This is a genomic window from Arthrobacter sp. MW3 TE3886 (assembly GCF_041262145.1).
Classification (GTDB): Bacteria; Actinomycetota; Actinomycetes; order Actinomycetales; family Micrococcaceae; genus Arthrobacter.
The window spans coordinates 1,683,322-1,698,985 of the sequence record NZ_JBGCAN010000001.1 but is presented as its reverse complement, the minus strand read 5'-3'; the positions used below and the strand labels follow the sequence as shown (position 1 = coordinate 1,698,985).

Annotated in this window: 13 protein-coding genes; 3 read left to right on the top strand and 10 right to left on the bottom strand. The window is 68.1% G+C overall.

The window, feature by feature from the left end:
• Nucleotides 1-11: 11 nt before the first annotated feature.
• The gene (gene dxr / locus ABH915_RS07685; protein WP_370119582.1) at nucleotides 12-1,196 is read right to left on the bottom strand and encodes a 1-deoxy-D-xylulose-5-phosphate reductoisomerase; all 1,185 of its coding nucleotides are present in this window, start codon (nucleotides 1,194-1,196) and stop codon (nucleotides 12-14) included.
• Nucleotides 1,197-1,317: 121 nt separating this feature from the next.
• Between dxr and ABH915_RS07680 the strand changes: the two genes are divergently transcribed.
• Nucleotides 1,318-2,820 carry a lipase maturation factor family protein gene (locus ABH915_RS07680; protein WP_370119580.1) on the top strand — a complete coding sequence of 501 codons (1,503 nt, stop codon included), beginning with the start codon at nucleotides 1,318-1,320 and terminating at the stop codon, nucleotides 2,818-2,820.
• A gap of 135 nt (nucleotides 2,821-2,955) precedes the next feature.
• Here ABH915_RS07680 and ABH915_RS07675 read toward each other — a convergent pair whose 3' ends face one another.
• The 3 genes from ABH915_RS07675 to ABH915_RS07665 are packed head-to-tail and all read right to left on the bottom strand — an operon-like array spanning nucleotide 2,956 to nucleotide 6,054.
• Nucleotides 2,956-4,488, bottom strand: coding sequence for a tripartite tricarboxylate transporter permease (locus tag ABH915_RS07675; protein ID WP_370119577.1), 1,533 nt, complete (start codon nucleotides 4,486-4,488; stop codon nucleotides 2,956-2,958).
• Nucleotides 4,481-5,020, bottom strand: coding sequence for a tripartite tricarboxylate transporter TctB family protein (locus ABH915_RS07670; RefSeq protein ID WP_370119574.1), 540 nt, complete (start codon nucleotides 5,018-5,020; stop codon nucleotides 4,481-4,483). Before ABH915_RS07670 ends, ABH915_RS07675 begins: the two co-directional genes overlap by 8 nt.
• Before the next feature lie 2 nt (nucleotides 5,021-5,022).
• Complete coding sequence (locus ABH915_RS07665) at nucleotides 5,023-6,054, bottom strand: Bug family tripartite tricarboxylate transporter substrate binding protein (protein ID WP_370119571.1); 1,032 nt, start codon at nucleotides 6,052-6,054, stop codon at nucleotides 5,023-5,025.
• A gap of 172 nt (nucleotides 6,055-6,226) precedes the next feature.
• On the opposite strand from ABH915_RS07665, the gene ABH915_RS07660 reads away from it, so the two are divergent.
• Nucleotides 6,227-7,807 carry an ATP-binding protein gene (locus ABH915_RS07660; protein ID WP_370119568.1) on the top strand — a complete coding sequence of 527 codons (1,581 nt, stop codon included), beginning with the start codon at nucleotides 6,227-6,229 and terminating at the stop codon, nucleotides 7,805-7,807.
• Entirely contained in the window at nucleotides 7,804-8,550 is a 747-nt protein-coding gene (locus tag ABH915_RS07655) for a response regulator (protein ID WP_370119565.1), read from the top strand. The genes ABH915_RS07660 and ABH915_RS07655 overlap by 4 nt, the downstream gene beginning before the upstream one ends.
• A gap of 554 nt (nucleotides 8,551-9,104) precedes the next feature.
• Here ABH915_RS07655 and ABH915_RS07650 read toward each other — a convergent pair.
• The 6 genes from ABH915_RS07650 to ABH915_RS07625 all read right to left on the bottom strand — a co-directional run bounded on the left by ABH915_RS07650 (nucleotide 9,105) and on the right by ABH915_RS07625 (nucleotide 15,664).
• Nucleotides 9,105-9,947: a CoA ester lyase gene (locus ABH915_RS07650; RefSeq protein ID WP_370119562.1), complete on the bottom strand. Its 843-nt coding sequence runs from the start codon at nucleotides 9,945-9,947 to the stop codon at nucleotides 9,105-9,107.
• A complete protein-coding gene (locus ABH915_RS07645; RefSeq protein WP_370119559.1) occupies nucleotides 9,944-10,516 on the bottom strand; it encodes a MaoC family dehydratase in 573 nt (190 codons plus the stop codon). Before ABH915_RS07645 ends, ABH915_RS07650 begins: the two co-directional genes overlap by 4 nt.
• Nucleotides 10,513-11,274: a CoA transferase subunit B gene (locus ABH915_RS07640; RefSeq protein WP_370119556.1), complete on the bottom strand. Its 762-nt coding sequence runs from the start codon at nucleotides 11,272-11,274 to the stop codon at nucleotides 10,513-10,515. The genes ABH915_RS07645 and ABH915_RS07640 overlap by 4 nt, the downstream gene beginning before the upstream one ends.
• Before the next feature lie 2 nt (nucleotides 11,275-11,276).
• Nucleotides 11,277-12,077: a CoA transferase subunit A gene (locus ABH915_RS07635; protein ID WP_018774530.1), complete on the bottom strand. Its 801-nt coding sequence runs from the start codon at nucleotides 12,075-12,077 to the stop codon at nucleotides 11,277-11,279.
• A 19-nt stretch (nucleotides 12,078-12,096) separates the two neighbouring features.
• Entirely contained in the window at nucleotides 12,097-13,260 is a 1,164-nt protein-coding gene (locus ABH915_RS07630) for an acyl-CoA dehydrogenase family protein (protein WP_018774531.1), read from the bottom strand.
• A 112-nt stretch (nucleotides 13,261-13,372) separates the two neighbouring features.
• Nucleotides 13,373-15,664: a biotin carboxylase N-terminal domain-containing protein gene (locus tag ABH915_RS07625; protein WP_370119551.1), complete on the bottom strand. Its 2,292-nt coding sequence runs from the start codon at nucleotides 15,662-15,664 to the stop codon at nucleotides 13,373-13,375.

The window sequence follows — 15,664 nt, the reverse complement described above, 5'->3', positions numbered from 1 at the left end:
TCTGCTGCTTCCTAGACGCTTCTGACGGCTAAACGTTCGTGGGTGCGTGCGCGTGCCCATCTTTCAGCATCCAGTACGGACTCCACCGTCAGCCCGGAGGAGCCTGTGTGTTCGCTGAGGACGGCATCGATGGTGTCCACGATGTCGGTGAACCGGATCTGCCCGGCGTGGAAGGCCATCACCGCTTCCTCGTTCGCGGCGTTGAACACGGCCGGGAAGGTGCTGCCCTGCGTGGCGGCAGCCTTGGCGAGGGCGACGGCGGGAAATGCCACGGCGTCCAGCGGCTCGAACGTCCAGCTGGTGGCCTTGCTCCAGTCGCAGGCGCTGGCGGAACCGGGCACGCGCTCCGGCCAGCCGAGGCCGAGGGCAATGGGCAGGCGCATGTCCGGCGGCGAGGCCTGGGCGATCGTGGAGCCGTCGACGAACTGGACCATGGAGTGCACCACGGACTGCGGGTGGACCACGACGTCGATCTTCTCCAAGGGGATGTCGAAGAGCAGGTGTGCCTCGATCACCTCCAGGCCCTTGTTGACCAGGCTGGCGGAGTTGGTGGTGACCATCAGGCCCATGTCCCACGTGGGGTGGGCGAGGGCGTCCTGCGGCGAGACGTCGTGCAGTTCGTCCCGGGTCTTGCCGCGGAACGGCCCGCCCGATGCCGTCAGGATCAGCCGGTCCACTTCCGCGGCGGAGCCGGAGCGCAGGCATTGGGCAATGGCCGAGTGCTCCGAATCCACAGGCACGATCTGCCCTTCGCGGGCCGCTGCCTTGACCAGGGCACCGCCGACGATCAGGGACTCCTTGTTGGCCAGCGCCAGGGTGGCACCGGATCGGAGCGCGGCCAGGGTGGGGGCAAGCCCGATGGAGCCGGTGATGCCGTTGAGGACGACGTCGGCACTGATTTCCGCGATCCGGGTGGAGGCATCCGGGCCGGTGATGATCTCGGGACGGTAGCCCGTCACTGAAGCCGCGCGGGCGGCGTCGTCGATCATGTCCCGGAGGGCGGAGGCATCCCCGGAGGCGACACCGACGGCCCAAGCCCGGGTATGGACGGCCTGCCGGGCCAGGAGTTCGAGGTTGCCGCCGCCGGCGCTGAGCGCGACGACCTCAAAAAGGTGCGGGGCGCCGTCGACGACGTCGATCGCCTGTGTGCCGATGGAACCGGTGGACCCGAGGAGGACGATTTTGCGCGGCTGCATGATTCAAGTATCCCGCACCGTTATCCCATACTGCGTTCGGTGCTCGGGTTGCCGCTTTCCCCGCGCTGGGGGGTCGCCGCCACTCGTTGACGCAGCAGAGCGGAGGCGTAACGTGGAAAACGTGGAGTGGACCGCGTGGTTCGACGCGCCGGAGTACGAGTTCGCCCGGCAGGTGCTGCAGCGCAGCACCGCCACCCTCTACTTCGTGGCCTTCCTCTCCTCGCTCAACCAGTTCCCGGCCCTCCTCGGCGAGCGCGGCCTGTTGCCGGTGCCGGCGTACCTCGACGGCTTCAACCGCCTGGGCCGGCCGAGCCTGTTCCGCTGGCGCTACTCGGACCGGCTGTTGCGGACAGTGTGCTGGAGCGGCATGGCCATTGCCGCCACGCTGGTCGCCGGGCTGCCGCAGCTCGGGCCGCCCTGGGTTCCGCTCATCGCGTTCCTGGCCCTGTGGCTGCTGTACATGTCGATCGTGAACGTGGGGCAGACGTTCTACGGCTTCGGCTGGGAGATGCTGCTGCTGGAGGCCGGGTTCACGGTGGCCTTCCTCGGCTCCGACCAGACTCCCCCGCCGCGGACCATCCTGATCCTGCTGGTCTGGCTGGTGTTCCGGCTGGAGTTCGGCGCCGGCCTGATCAAGATCCGGGGCGGCCCGGAATGGCGGGACCTGACGGCCCTGTATTACCACCACGAGACCCAGCCGATGCCGGGGCCGCTGAGCCGGCAGGCCCACCTGCTCCCCAAGGCCTGGCACCGGCTGGAGGTCCTGGGCAACCACTTCGCCCAGCTGGTGGTGCCCTTCTTCCTCTTTGCCCCGCAGCCCCTGGCCAGCGCCGCCGCCGGGATCATCATTTTCACCCAGCTGTGGCTGGTGGCGAGCGGAAACTTCGCCTGGCTGAACTGGCTGGCGATCATCCTGGCCTTCGCGGCGGTCAGCGATCCCGTGGCGCACGCCGTGATCCCGGCGATCCCGCTGGACTGGCATGCCGCAGCCGCGTCCGCAGGAACCGGGGCCGAAGGGGCCGGGGCGGGCAGCCAGGCGCCGGTTGCGTGGCTCGTGGTGGTCCTGGTTGCCACCGTGCTGCTGGTGGTGCTCAGCTACCGGCCCATCGAGAACCTCTTCTCCCACCACCAGTTGATGAACGCATCCTTCAACCGCTGGCAGCTGGTGAACACCTACGGCGCGTTCGGCAGCGTCACGAAGCGGCGGATCGAGATCGTGGTGGAGGGGACGCTCGACTCGGATCCCGGCGACGACGCGGACTGGCGGGAGTACGGGTTCAGGGGCAAGCCCGGCGACGTCCGGCGCATCCCGCGCCAGTACGCCCCGTACCACCTGCGGCTGGACTGGCTGATGTGGTTCCTGCCGCTGCGTACCGTGCATGAGGAGTGGTTCTACGCATTCCTGGCCAAACTGCTGGCGGCGGACCGGCCCACGCTGCGGCTGCTGCGCCACGACCCGTTCGACGGCGAACGGCCGCACTGGGTGCGTGCCACCAGCTACCTCTACCGTTTCTCCACCCGGGCCGAGTTCCGCGCGACAGGCCAGCGCTGGATCCGGACCCCGCTGTATGTCGTCATCCCGCCGTCGCGGCTCCCGTCGTCGCGCCCGACGCCGGAGCGCTGAGGGCCGACGGAGGCGTGCGACCGGTCGGAGCGCTGAGGCCCGGCGCGGTGCGTCCTCCTGGGCCGTTTGCCGCAAATGGCCGGAATGAGGGTCGTCATTCCGGCCATTCGCGGCAATCCAGTGGCACGCCCGCGCCTAGACGGACACCTCTTCCTTCGCCGGCGCAGCCTCCAACGTCGCCTGGCGGCGGCGCAGCCACCACGAGGCAACGAAGATCAGCGCCATGGAGACGTACACCACCAAGGCGAACGGCGAGGAGAACAGGGCCATGGGGTCGTTCTGCGAGAGCTGCAGCGAACGCCGCAACTGCACCTCGAACATCGGTCCCAGGATCATCGCCACCACCATGGGCGCCACAGGGTAGCCGTAGCGGCGCATGAAGTAGCCCAGGATGCCCACCACCAGCAGGATGCCGACGTCGCTCGGGGAGAAGTTCACCGAGAAGGCGCCCAGGGCGGCGAAGACCAGGATGCCGGCGTAGAGGTAGGGCCGCGGGATCTGCAGGATCTTCACCCACAGGCCCACCAGCGGCAGGTTCAGCACCAGCAGCATGAGGTTGCCGACATACAGCGACGCGATCAGGGTCCAGACAAGCGCCCCCTGGTTTTCAAACAGAAGCGGGCCGGGCTGGATCTGGTAGCGCTGGAACGCCGTGAGCATCATGGCCGCCGTCGCCGTCGTCGGGATTCCGAGCGTCAGCAACGGCACCAGGACACCGGCGGCCGCGGCGTTGTTGGCCGCTTCCGGTCCGGCGACGCCTTCGATCGCGCCCTTGCCGAACTGGGCCTTGTTGGCGCCCTTGGCCAGCTTCCGCTCGGCCGCGTAGGACAGGAACGTGGAGACGTCCGCGCCGCCGGCCGGGACGGTGCCGATCGGGAACCCGATGAAAGTTCCGCGCAGCCACGGCTTCCAGGACCGCTTCCAGTCCTCCTTGGACAGCCAGGCGTTCTTGCCCTTGCTGACCGGGATGAGCTCCACGGGGCCGTGCCTCAGCTTGGAAGCGACATAAAGCGCCTCGCCGAGGGCAAAGAGGCCGACGGCAACGAGGACCATGTCGACGCCATCCACCAGGGTGGGGTTGTCGAACGTGAAACGCTGCTGCGCCGTGCTGTCATCGATGCCGATCAGGCCGATGAACAGCCCGAGGGCCAGGGATGCCAGGCCGCGCAGGACGGAGGCGCCCAACAGCGCACCGACGGTCAGGAAGGCCACCACCATGAGGGCCACATAGTCCACGGGGCCGAGGCCGACGGCGAACTCGGCCACGACGGGCGCCAGGAAGGTCAACAGGACCGTGGCGATGGTGCCCGCGATGAAGGATCCGATCGCCGCCGTCGCCAGGGCTGCCGCTCCCCTGCCGGCCTTGGCCATCTTGTTTCCTTCAAGCGCCGTAACGATCGAGGAGGACTCACCCGGCGTGTTCAGCAGGATGGAGGTGGTGGAACCGCCGTACATGCCGCCGTAGTAGATCCCGGCGAACACGATCAGCGCGGCCGCGGGGTCCAGGGCGTAGGTGATGGGCATGAGCAGGGCCACGGTCATGGCGGGGCCAATGCCGGGCAGCACCCCGACGGCGGTGCCGACGAAGACCCCGCCCAGCGCGTAGAGCAGGTAGACGGGCTGCAGCGCGGTGCTGAATCCTTCGAGCAGGAGCATGAAGCTATCCATGGAAGAACGGCACCCCCTCAAGCAGCGGCCCCGGCGGCAGGGACACGCCCAGCAGGCCGCCGAAGACGTACTGCAGCACCAGCGCCAGGATCACGGACACGGCGATCGCCTTCCAGAGGGGTTTGGCGTCCAGGGACCAGGCGGCACCGCTGAAGAGCACGGCGGCGGCCACCGGCCAGCCGGCCGGCTCGATCAGGAAGATGTGCAGCACCACGAAGCCCACCAGTTTGGCCAGGGCCACCCAGTCGGTCTTGGCGGTCTCGTCCAGGTCTTCACTGTCCTCGGCCTGCCCGACCTTGCCGCGGAGGACCTGCAGGACCACCCCGGCGCCGCACAGCACCAGCAAGCCGCACACGATGTAGGGGAAGGCGCGCGGGCCGATGCCAGTCTCCGACGGCGGAATCGGAATGGATCCCGCCGTCGCCAGACCCGCGACGCCCACGCTGACGAACACCAGGGCGAACAGGATCTCCCCGGTCGGCCGTTTGGCGGGCGCCGCCGCGGAAGACGACTTTGATGCGAGGGACGACACTGCTACTTGACCAGGCCGATCTGGGTCAGGGTGGTCTTGACCTTGGCGATGTCCTCGGTCAGGAACGTCTTGAAGCCGTCGCCGGCCAGGAACGCGTCGTCCCAGTTGTTCTTGGTCAGGGTGGACTTCCAGGCCTCGGACGCGTGCAGCTTGGTGACGACGTCGGTCAGCTTCGCGCGCTGGGCGTCATCGATGGACCCGGGAGCCACCACGCCGCGCCAGTTGGTCAGCACGACGTCGATCCCCTGGTCCTTGAGCGGCTTGATCCCGGGAAGGGCCGGGGCCTCGGCCTTTCCGGAGACGGCGAGCGCCCGGACCTTGCCGGCCTTGACCTGTTCGGCGTACTCGCCCACGCCGGAGATGCCGGCCTGGACCTTGTTGCCGAGCAGCGCCGCGATGGACTCGCCGCCGCCGGAGTAGCCGATGTAGTTCAGCTTGTCCGGCTCCACGCCCTGGGATTTCAGGATCTGCCCGGCCAGGATGTGGTCCGCGCCGCCGGCCGAGCCACCGGTGATGGCGACGCCCTTGCCGTTGGCCTTGATGTCCGCGACGAGGTCGGCGACGGACTGGTACTTCGACGACGCCGGCACCACGAGGACCAGCGGCTCTTCGGTGAGCCGCGCGATCGGGGTGGTGTCTTCGAGCCGGGTCTTGGCGCCGTTGGTCTCGACCGCACCCACCATGACGTAGCCCATCACCATGAGGGTGTTGACGTCCTTCTCGGTGGCGAGCTTGGCGAGGCCGTTGGTCCCGCCGCCGCCGCCGATGTTGGTGACCTGGGCGGAGGAGACGAGCTTGTTCGTCTGCAGGTCCTGCTGCATGGCGCGACCGGTCTGGTCCCAGCCACCGCCGGGGTTGGCCGGGACGATGATGCTGAGCTTCTTGATGGGGTCGGCGCCCGCGGACGCGCCGGCAGCCGTGCCGGTCCCGCTTCCTGCGCAGGCGGACATGGCCAGGACGACTCCGGCGGCGCCGGCAATGAGGGCGGCGCGGCGGGTGTGGGTGGGCCGGGTGAAAAAGTTCTGGGCAGTCATGGTTTCTCCTTGAGCGAATGTGATGCACATCATTGGAATCACGTCACCGACCCTAGGAGCGCCCGGAGAAGGGCAACAGCATTTGGCCTTAGAGGTAGTAGTGGTCATATTGGTCACGGCCCCGGCCGCCTATTTGGCGGGCGGACCGCGCTGCCAATGGCAAACTTGTGACATGTTTCACAGGATTCCCCTTCGGTACCAGCTGGTCGCGTTGCAGCTGGGCATCGTGCTGGCCGTCCTCACGGCGGTGGGGGTGGTGACCATCCGGATGCAGGAACAACAGCTCCGGGACGCCTACAAGGGCCGGCTGATCGGCGTGGCCGAAAGTGTTGCCCAGCTGCCCTCGGTCATCAACGCCTTCGGAACGCCGTCGCCGGCCCAGACCATCCAGCCGATCGCGGAAGTCATCCGGCAGGCATCCAATGTCACCTATGTGGTGGTGACAGACCGGCACGGGGTCCGGCAGTCGCACCCCAATCCGGCGGAAATCGGCCGGCCGGTCTCCACCGATCCTTCCGTGCCCCTGTCCGGTGAGATCTACGTGGGTACCCAGACGGGCACGCTCGGTGAGTCCTGGCGGGTGAAGGTTCCCATCTTCGATGCGGCCGGCGCGGTGATCGGCTCCGCATCCGTCGGGGTGCTGGAGAGCACCCTGGCCGCCGACCTCCTTGAGGACATGCCGCAGCTGTTCGGCTGGCTGCTCGGGGCGGCCCTGCTGAGTTCCCTGGGCGCGATGTATGTCTCGAAACTGGTGTGGCGACGGATCTACAAACTCGAGCCGGAGGATATTGCTGCCCTGCTGGAAACACGCGACGCCATGCTCCACGGCCTGGGTGAAGGACTGGTGGCGGTGGACGCCGACGGCAGGATCGCGCTGGTCAATGATGAGGCACGCCGCCTGCTCGCCCTGGCAGGGGACATCACCGGGACCCCTGCAGCGGCAAACCTGGAACCGGCGGTCCTCCGCTTGCTCTCGGCCGGATCCGCCACGGAGGAACTGGTGCTCTCGGGTGAGCGGATCCTGCTGGGCAAGGTCAATGCGGCCACCGTCGACGGCCGCGAGGTCGGCAAGGTGCTGATCCTGCGCGACCGCACGGAACTGCACGCCGTCCTGCGTGACCGCGACGGCGCCGTGGACGTGACGCAGGCACTCCGTGCCCAGGCGCACGAATTCGCCAACAAACTGCACGTCATCTCCGGGCTGCTGGAGCTCGGAAAGCAGGACAAGGCCATCGAATACCTGGGCCGCAGCCACAACGACGCCGTCTTCGCGAACCGGCCGCTGGCGCCCGGAATCACCGATCACGGGGTCCAGGCTCTGCTGATCGCCAAGTCCACGGTCTGCGCCGAGCGCGGCATCGAGATCATCGTCAGCCCGGATTCGCTGTGCTCGGCCGATGACTCGGGCGACGTCATCACGGTGCTGGGCAACCTGATCGACAACGCTGTGGACGCTGCGGGTTACGACAGCACTGTTGCCATCCGGCTGGGCGAGAGCGCTGACGGCGGGCGGACCATCGTGGTGGAAGACGACGGACCCGGCGTCCCGGTTCCCGAACGCGCTAAAGTGTTCGAGCCCGGCGTGACCAGCAAGGAGGCCGAGGGAATCAACAGCCGCGGGTTTGGGCTGGCCCTGGTCCAGCGGGTTGCCCTCCGGCGCGGAGGCCGGGCGGCGGTGTCCTCATCGGCGTTGGGTGGAGCCTGCTTCTCGGTAGTGCTCAGGACAAAAGAGGCGGAACTACAGAAGCAATGAGCGCCATACGCACCCTCATCATCGACGATGACGTAGCAGTGGCCGGGATCCATCACGGGTTCCTGCTGGCACGCGGCGGATTCGACGTCGTGGCCATGGCCCACACCGGGCAGCAAGGCCTCGATCTGGCCGCGGAGCTGGGGCCGGAGCTGGTATTACTGGACATCCATTTGCCGGACATGTCCGGCCTGGACGTCCTGCAGCGGCTGCGCGGGCGCCGGCGGCCGGTGGATGTCCTCGTGATCACCGCATCGAGGGAACTTGATACCGTCCGGGGCGCGATGGCCGGCGGGGTGCTGCACTACCTGGTCAAGCCCTTCTCCTCGCAGGCATTGATCGAACGGCTGGACGAGTACGTCATGCTGCGGGAGGAACTGGCCTCCGGCGGCACCGGAGAGCTGGACCAGGCAAGCATCGACCGCCTGGTGGCCCCCTCCCGCCGGTCCGCGCTGGCGGAAACTCCGGCGCGCACCCCGGCGGGACAATCCGCCCAGCCGGAACCGGGCCAGGCTGCCCTGCGGCTGCCCAAGGGACTCTCCCGGCCCACCCTGGACGCTGTGGTCGAGGCACTGAAGGCCAGTCCGGAGGATGTCTCCGCGGCCGGCCTGGCGCTGCAGCTGGGCCTGTCCCGGGTCAGTGCCCGCCGTTACCTCGAGTACCTCGTGGTTCACGGCCATGCCCGGCTGACGCCCCGCTACGGAGCGGCGGGCCGGCCGGAGAACCGGTATCTCTGGCGCCGCTGAACATGTCTGGTTCTTCAAGGCCGCACTGAGCATGTCCAGTTCCTGAAGGCAGCACTGAACATGTCCAGTTCATGAAGGCAGCCCGGGACACGTGGCACCAATGCGGGGCACAGGGCCTCGGAGACGGGTCGAGGATTCCGAGCCACAGGGCACCCATTAGCCGCAGATGGCCGCAATAGGACCAGCCAATCCGGCCATCTGTGGCGAATGACGAAGTCCAGCCCGGCAGGGCCCGACCTCGGCACGCGCGACGATTTCCGGCCAGCCCCGGGACGCGGCAGCCGCCCAGGAACCCATCGGCACAGGGACTCGGAGACTGGTCGAGGATTCAGAGCCACAGGGCACCCATTCGCCGCAGATGGCCGCAATAGGACCAGCCAATCCGGCCATCTGTGGCGAATCGACGAGTTTCACACGGCAGAGCTTCACCCGAACCCGGCGTCCAGGACCCAACGGTCAGGACCTGGTGGGCACGGGACGGCGTCCAGGACCCAACGGTCAGGACCCGGTGGGCACGGGACGGCGTCCAGGACCCGGCGGTCAGGACCCGACGGTCAGGACCCGACGCGGCCCGCGCGGCGCAGTGTGGACGCGGCGTGCTTGAGGATGGGCCCGTCGATCATCTTGCCCTTGAACTGGAACACGCCCGCACCCGCCGCGGAAGCGGCGTCGAGCAGCTCGGCGGCCGCTGAGACGTCGGCCTCGGTGGGTGCGTAGGCTTCGCGGACCACGGCCACCTGGTCCGGGTGAATGCAGGCCTTGGACGAGAATCCGGATGCCACGGCGTCGCGGGATTCGAGGGCCAGCCCGGCCAGATCCGGGATGTTGACGTACACGGCGTCGATCGCGTCCTTGCCGAAGGCGCCGGCGGCCAGCAGGACGGACGAGCGGGCGTGCAGCGCGACGGCCCGGTAGCTGCCGTCCTCCGATCGGCTGGAGGTTCCGCCGAGCGACGCCAACAGGTCCTCCGCACCCCACATCAGGGCCACCACATTGGGCTCGGCGGCGATGGCGGCGGCGTTGAGGACGCCGGCGGCCGTCTCGCAGAGGGCAATCACGCTGTAGCCCTCGAGTTCCCTCAGCTGGGCCGCGCTCTCCGCCTTGGCCAGCATGATGTGCCGGTAGGGCGTGTGCTTGAGGCAGTGCATGTCCTTCTCGAACTCGTCCGTGCCCGCCGGGTTGACCCGGACGATCGTGCGGGAAGGATCCAGTTCCGGGACGTCGCCGGTGGCGCCGAGTTGGGCGAGGATGGCGCCGCGGGCCCGCTGTTTGTCGGCGGGGGCGACGGCGTCCTCGAGGTCCACGATCACGGTGTCGGAGCGTTCGGCGGCTTTCTGGTACCGCTCGGGGCGGTCGGCGGGGCAGAACAGCAGGGCAGGGCCCATCAGGAAACTCATGTCTCTATTGTCCCCTTTTGCGCCGCTTCCAGCTCGGCAGCGGCGTGGGCCTCGCGTGTCCACATCAGGCAGCTGCGGGCGGCGAGCGCCACGACCTCCCCACGCTGGTTCCGTCCGGTGTGCTGCATGGTCACGATGCCCTGGCCGGGGCGGGACGCGGACATTCTCTTCCCGGTCACCACCGTCTCCGTGTACAGGGTGTCCCCGTGGTACAGCGGGCGCGGAAAAGACACATCCGTCAGGCCCAGCTGGGCGATGATGGTGCCCTGGGTCAGCTGCGGCACGGACTGGCCCACCACCGTGGCAAGGGTGAACATCGAATTCATCAGCCGCTGGCCGAAGGGCTGCCCGGCGCTCCAGGCCGCGTCGAGGTGCAGGGCCTGGGTGTTCATGGTCATGGTGGTGAACAGGACGTTATCCGTCTCCGTGACCGTCCGGCCCGGCCGGTGGGCGTAGACCACGCCCTCCTGAAGCTCATCGAAATAGAGGCCGCGCTGCTCGATCACCCGGGGAGTGCCGGTACCCGGGTGTGCGCCTGTGCCCGATGAAGTCGTGTGTGCGTCGCTCATACGGTCAGTTCCTGGTCTTCCTCAAAAAGTTCGGCTCCGGTGGCCGCCACCACGTCCTCCACGGACACGTTCGGCGCCAGCTCCCGCAGCACCAGCCGGGACTTCCCGCCCTCGGTCACGACGTCGATCACGGCGAGGTCGGTGATGATCCGGTCCACGCAGCCCTTGCCGGTCAACGGCAGCGTGCAGGTTTCCACGATTTTCGGTTTGCCGTTGCGGTCCACGTGATCCATCATCACGATCACCTTCTTGGCCCCGAACACCAGGTCCATCGCGCCGCCCATGCCCTTGACCATCTTGCCCGGGATCATCCAATTGGCGAGGTCGCCGTTGGCGGCGACCTCCATGGCGCCGAGCACGGCCACATCGACGTGGCCGCCCCGGATCATGCCGAAGGAGGCGGCGGAATCGAAGAACGCCGCACCCTTGTTGACCGTGACGGTTTCCTTGCCGGCATTGATCAGGTCCGGATCGACCTGATCCTCGGCCGGGTACGGCCCGACGCCCAGGATGCCGTTTTCCGAATGCAGCACCACCTCGACGCCGGCCGGAATGTAGTTGGGTATCAGCGTCGGCATGCCGATGCCGAGGTTGACGTACTGGCCGTTGTGCAGTTCCTGCGCCACCCGGGCCGCGAGTTCGTTGCGGGTCCAGCCCTTGCCCTCAATGCCGGCGGCGTGTTCGACGGCGGAGCGCCGGTATTCGTGGCGCACGGCCTCGGGACGGGGCGGGGCCTCGGGGGCTTTGTTCGTTTCCACGGCTATGCTCCTGCCTGCTCCGGCGACAGTTCTGGTGTGCCGGAGGCGCCGGTGGCCACCGCAACGGTCCGCTTCTCAATGCGTTTCTCGCCCTGCGGGGCGAGGACCACGCGCTGGACGAAGATCCCCGGGACGTGGACGTGCTCCGGGTCCAGCTCCCCCGGCTGCACGAGTTCCTCGACCTCGGCGATGGTGATCTTCCCGGCCATGGCGCACAGCGGGTTGAAATTCATGGCCGTGGCGTGGAAGACGAGGTTGCCGTGGCGGTCACCCTTCCAGGCGTGCACCAGCCCGAAGTCGGGCGTCAGCGATTCTTCCAGCACGTAGTCGGCGCCGTGGAAGCTGCGCACTTCCTTGGCGGCGGAGGCAATCGCGACGTTGCCCTCGGCGTCGTACTTCTGCGGCAGGCCGCCGTCGGAGACCTGGGTGCCGACGCCGGCCGGGGTGTAGAACGCGGGGATGCCCGCGCCGCCGGCGCGCAGCTTTTCCGCCAGCGTGCCCTGCGGGGTGAGGACCACCTCCAGCTCGCCGGAAAGGTACTGCCGGGCGAACTCCTTGTTCTCCCCCACGTAGGAGCTGATGGTGCGCCGGATCCGGCCGTCCTTAAGCAGGATCCCGAGCCCCCAGTCGTCGACGCCGCAGTTGTTGCTGACGGTTTCCAGATCAGTGGCACCGCGCTCGTGCAGGGCCTCGATCAGCGTCACGGGGATGCCGCACAGCCCGAACCCGCCGACGGCGAGGGAGGCGCCATCGTGGATGTCGGCGACAGCCTCGGCGGCGCTGGCAACAACTTTGTTGATCATCGGTGATCCTTCCGGCCGGCTACAGTCCCAGTTCGCGGGCGATCAGCATCAGCTGGACCTCCGTGGTGCCCTCGCCGACTTCAAGGATCTTGGAGTCGCGGTAGTGGCGTGCCACGGTGAATTCGTTGATGAAGCCATAGCCGCCGAACACCTGGGTGGCGTCCCGCGCGTTGTCCATGGCTGCCTCGCCTGCGACCATCTTAGCGATGGCCGCCTGCGTCTTGAACGGCTTGCCGGCGAGCATCCGGGCGGCCGCGTCGTAGTAGGCCAGGCGGGCCGTGTGGGCGCGGGCTTCCATCCGGGCGATCTTGAAGGCGATGGCCTGGTACTTGCCGATGTTCTGACCGAACGCGCTGCGTTCCTTGGCGTATTTCACCGACTGGTCCACGCAGCCCTGCGCCGCGCCGACGGCGAGTGCCGCGATCGCGATCCGGCCTTCATCGAGGATGGAAAGGAAGTTCGCGTAGCCGCGGCCCCTGGTGCCGAGCAGGTTCTCCTCGGGGACGTGCACGTTGTCGAGGGTCAGCGGGTGCGTGTCGGAGGCGTTCCAGCCAACCTTGTTGTAGGCCTTCTCCGCTGTGAAGCCGGGCGTGTTGGTGGGCACCAGGATGGTGGAAATTTCCTTCTTGGTGCTGCCGTCCGCACGCTCCTCCTGGCCGGTGACGGCGGTGACGGTGACGAGCCTGGTGATGTCCGTGCCGGAGTTGGTGATGAACTCCTTGTTGCCGTTGATGACCCACTCTCCGCCGCCCAGCTTGGCTGTGGTCTTGGTGCCGCCGGCATCGGAGCCGGCTTCCGGCTCGGTCAGGCCGAAGCCGGCGAGCGCCTTGCCGGAGGCCAGCAGCGGCAGCCACTCCTGCTTCTGCGCCTCGTTGCCGAAGCGGTGGATCGGCATCGCGCCGAGCGAGACGCCGGCCTCAAGGGTGATGGCGACGGACTGGTCCACCCGGCCGAGCTGCTCCAGGGCCAGGGCCAGGGCGAAGTAGTCCCCGCCCATGCCGCCGAACTCTTCCGGGAACGGCAGGCCGAAGAGGCCCATGTCCGCCATCTGGGAGACCACTTCGTAGGGGAAGCTGTGCTCTTCGTCGTGCTTGGCGGAGACCGGAGCCACCACCTCGTCGGCGAATTCGCGGACGGTGTCGCTAAGGATCTGGTAGTCCTCGCTGAGTTCAAAATCTGGCATGGGGTGACTCCTTTGTCTGAGGTGCATCTGTGGTCTGTTGAAAATGGGTGTTGGCTCGGCTGGGACTGGCCGGCCCGCGGTGGATCAGTCGCGGTGGATCAGTACGGTGCAGTCATTCGGCCGCACCCATCGCGATGACGGCTTCCTCGATCGTGTCCTCCGCTGCGTTCTCCGCCGAGGGCGGCCCGGCCTGGACGGCGGGGTGGATCGTCGCCAGCACCTGGTCTGCCTTGACGAGGTCGCCGGAGCCGACGCTGATGTGGACGGTTCCGTCCAGGGGCGCCACAAGCTGGTGCTCCATCTTCATCGCTTCCACCGAGACAAGGACCTGGCCGGCCTCCACGGTGTCGCCGTTGCTGACGGACACCGACACCACGGTGCCGGGCATCGGCGAGCGCACCGCCGGGTCGGCGGCGCCTTCCTCGCGTTCGATCGCGGCCAGCACCCGGACCAGCCGGGCCTCCCGGGTGAGCACCTCGAGCCGGCAGGACCAGCCCTCGTTGCCGAGGAAGAGTGCCGATAGGACGCGGGGATCGGGAGCCATCCAGCTCTGGGCTTCAGGACCGGTGCGAACGGGTGCAAGTGCATAGCTGCTGGCCTCGCCATCGAGGGTGAGCACCGGGCGATCCCGCGCGGTGAACTCCAGGATGGCGGTGAGCTGCGGCCCTCCGTTAACGCTTACAGTGACCTGTTCCCCCGCGGCCGGGCCCCTCACTTCCACTGTGGCGACACCGCCGTCGGGGGTTCCCAGGCTGATCCGGCGCGGCGCCGGCGCACCGATCCGCCAGCCGTCGCGGCGCTGCCACGGGCCGCCTTCACGCTCTTCCTGCCTGGCTTCCTCCGCCATGGCCAAGGCGTACAGTGCGGCGACCACAAGTTCGCTGTCGCCCACCCGCCGGAAGCTGAAGTCCGGCATCTTGCGTTCGATCAGGCCGGTGTCGAGCCGGCCGGCGCGGACGTCGGCGTCGTTGACCAGCAGCCGGAGATACTCAACATTGGTGTCGACGCCCAGCACTGTGTACCCGGCGAGCGCCTCGTCCAGGTTATCGAGGGCAGTGGTTCGGCCTTGGCCCCAGGCGATGACCTTGGAAATCATCGGATCGTAGCTGGAGGAGATCTCGAGTCCGTGGATGAGGGCGGAGTCCACCCGGACGCGGCCGCGGGCCGTTTCGACTTCGTTGCGGGCCGGAGCGCTCGGGCGCTGGGCCGGGCCGGGCAATTCGTCCAGGAGCAGCACTTCACCACCTGAGGGCAGGAAGTTCTTCTCCGGCACCTCGGCATAGACGCGCGCCTCCACCGAGTGGCCGGTGAGCACGACGTCGTCCTGGGCCACGGTGAGTTCCTCGCCGGCGGCGATGCGGACCTGCCATTCGACCAGGTCGATGCCGGTGACCATCTCGGTGACCGGGTGTTCGACCTGCAGGCGGGTGTTCATCTCCATGAAGAAGAACTCGTCCGGGGCGGTGTCCGAAACCAGGAATTCCACGGTGCCGGCGCCGGAGTAGTTCACACTGCGCGCGGCCTGGCAGGCAGCCTCGCCGATCCGGGCCCGGACAGCCGCCCCATCGGGGAGGGACTCCAGCAGCGGGGACGGGGCTTCCTCGATGACCTTCTGGTGGCGGCGCTGCAGGGAACACTCACGCTCGCCGAGGTGGATGACGTTGCCGTGGTTGTCCGCGAGGACCTGGACCTCGATGTGCCGCGGGGTGGTGACGAGCCGTTCCAGGAACAAGGTGTCGTCGCCGAAAGCGCTCGCCGCGACCCGGCGGGCGGTGGCCAGGGTGGCTTCCAGGTCCTCGGCGCGTTCGACGATGTGCATGCCCTTGCCGCCGCCGCCGGCGGAGGGCTTAATCAGCAGCGGGAAGCCGACGCCGGCCGCTGCTTCGATCAGCTGCGCGTCGGTCATGCCGGGTTCGGCGATGCCCGGGACCACCGGGACACCGTAGCCGGTGACGTGGTTCTTCGAGCGGATCTTGTCGCCCATGACGTTCAGGGATTCGACGCCGGGGCCGATGAACGTGATCCCGGCTGTTTCCAGGGCGCGGGCGAAGTCGACGTTTTCGCTCAGGAAGCCGTAGCCCGGGTGCACGGCCTCGGCGCCGGTGTCGCGACAGGCCTGGATGATGGCGTCAATCTTCAGGTAGCTCTCGGTGGCGGCGGCGGGGCCGATCCGGACCGCCAAGTCGGCTTCCCGCACGTGCCGGGCACCGGCGTCGGCGTCGGAATAGACGGCCACCGAACGGATCCCGAGGGCGCGCAGGGTCCGGATGACGCGGCAGGCGATTTCGCCGCGGTTGGCGACGAGGACGGTGCCGAACAGCGGGGTGCCGGTGGTGGGGGCGGCTGGCGGGGTGGCCACGGCAGGCGTGGTGGGCGAAGAGATGGTCGACGAAGAAAGATTCAT

What these genes read in the sequence shown, in the direction of transcription:
- ABH915_RS07660 (WP_370119568.1), top strand. Translation starts at nt 6,227, where the DNA reads ATGTTTCACAGGATTCCCCTTCGGTACCAGCTGGTCGCGTTGCAGCTG.
- ABH915_RS07625 (WP_370119551.1), bottom strand. Translation starts at nt 15,664, where the DNA reads ATGAATCTTTCTTCGTCGACCATCTCTTCGCCCACCACGCCTGCCGTG.
- ABH915_RS07645 (WP_370119559.1), bottom strand. Translation starts at nt 10,516, where the DNA reads ATGAGCGACGCACACACGACTTCATCGGGCACAGGCGCACACCCGGGT.
- ABH915_RS07630 (WP_018774531.1), bottom strand. Translation starts at nt 13,260, where the DNA reads ATGCCAGATTTTGAACTCAGCGAGGACTACCAGATCCTTAGCGACACC.
- ABH915_RS07655 (WP_370119565.1), top strand. Translation starts at nt 7,804, where the DNA reads ATGAGCGCCATACGCACCCTCATCATCGACGATGACGTAGCAGTGGCC.
- ABH915_RS07675 (WP_370119577.1), bottom strand. Translation starts at nt 4,488, where the DNA reads ATGGATAGCTTCATGCTCCTGCTCGAAGGATTCAGCACCGCGCTGCAG.
- dxr (WP_370119582.1), bottom strand. Translation starts at nt 1,196, where the DNA reads ATGCAGCCGCGCAAAATCGTCCTCCTCGGGTCCACCGGTTCCATCGGC.
- ABH915_RS07665 (WP_370119571.1), bottom strand. Translation starts at nt 6,054, where the DNA reads ATGACTGCCCAGAACTTTTTCACCCGGCCCACCCACACCCGCCGCGCC.
- ABH915_RS07635 (WP_018774530.1), bottom strand. Translation starts at nt 12,077, where the DNA reads ATGATCAACAAAGTTGTTGCCAGCGCCGCCGAGGCTGTCGCCGACATC.
- ABH915_RS07650 (WP_370119562.1), bottom strand. Translation starts at nt 9,947, where the DNA reads ATGAGTTTCCTGATGGGCCCTGCCCTGCTGTTCTGCCCCGCCGACCGC.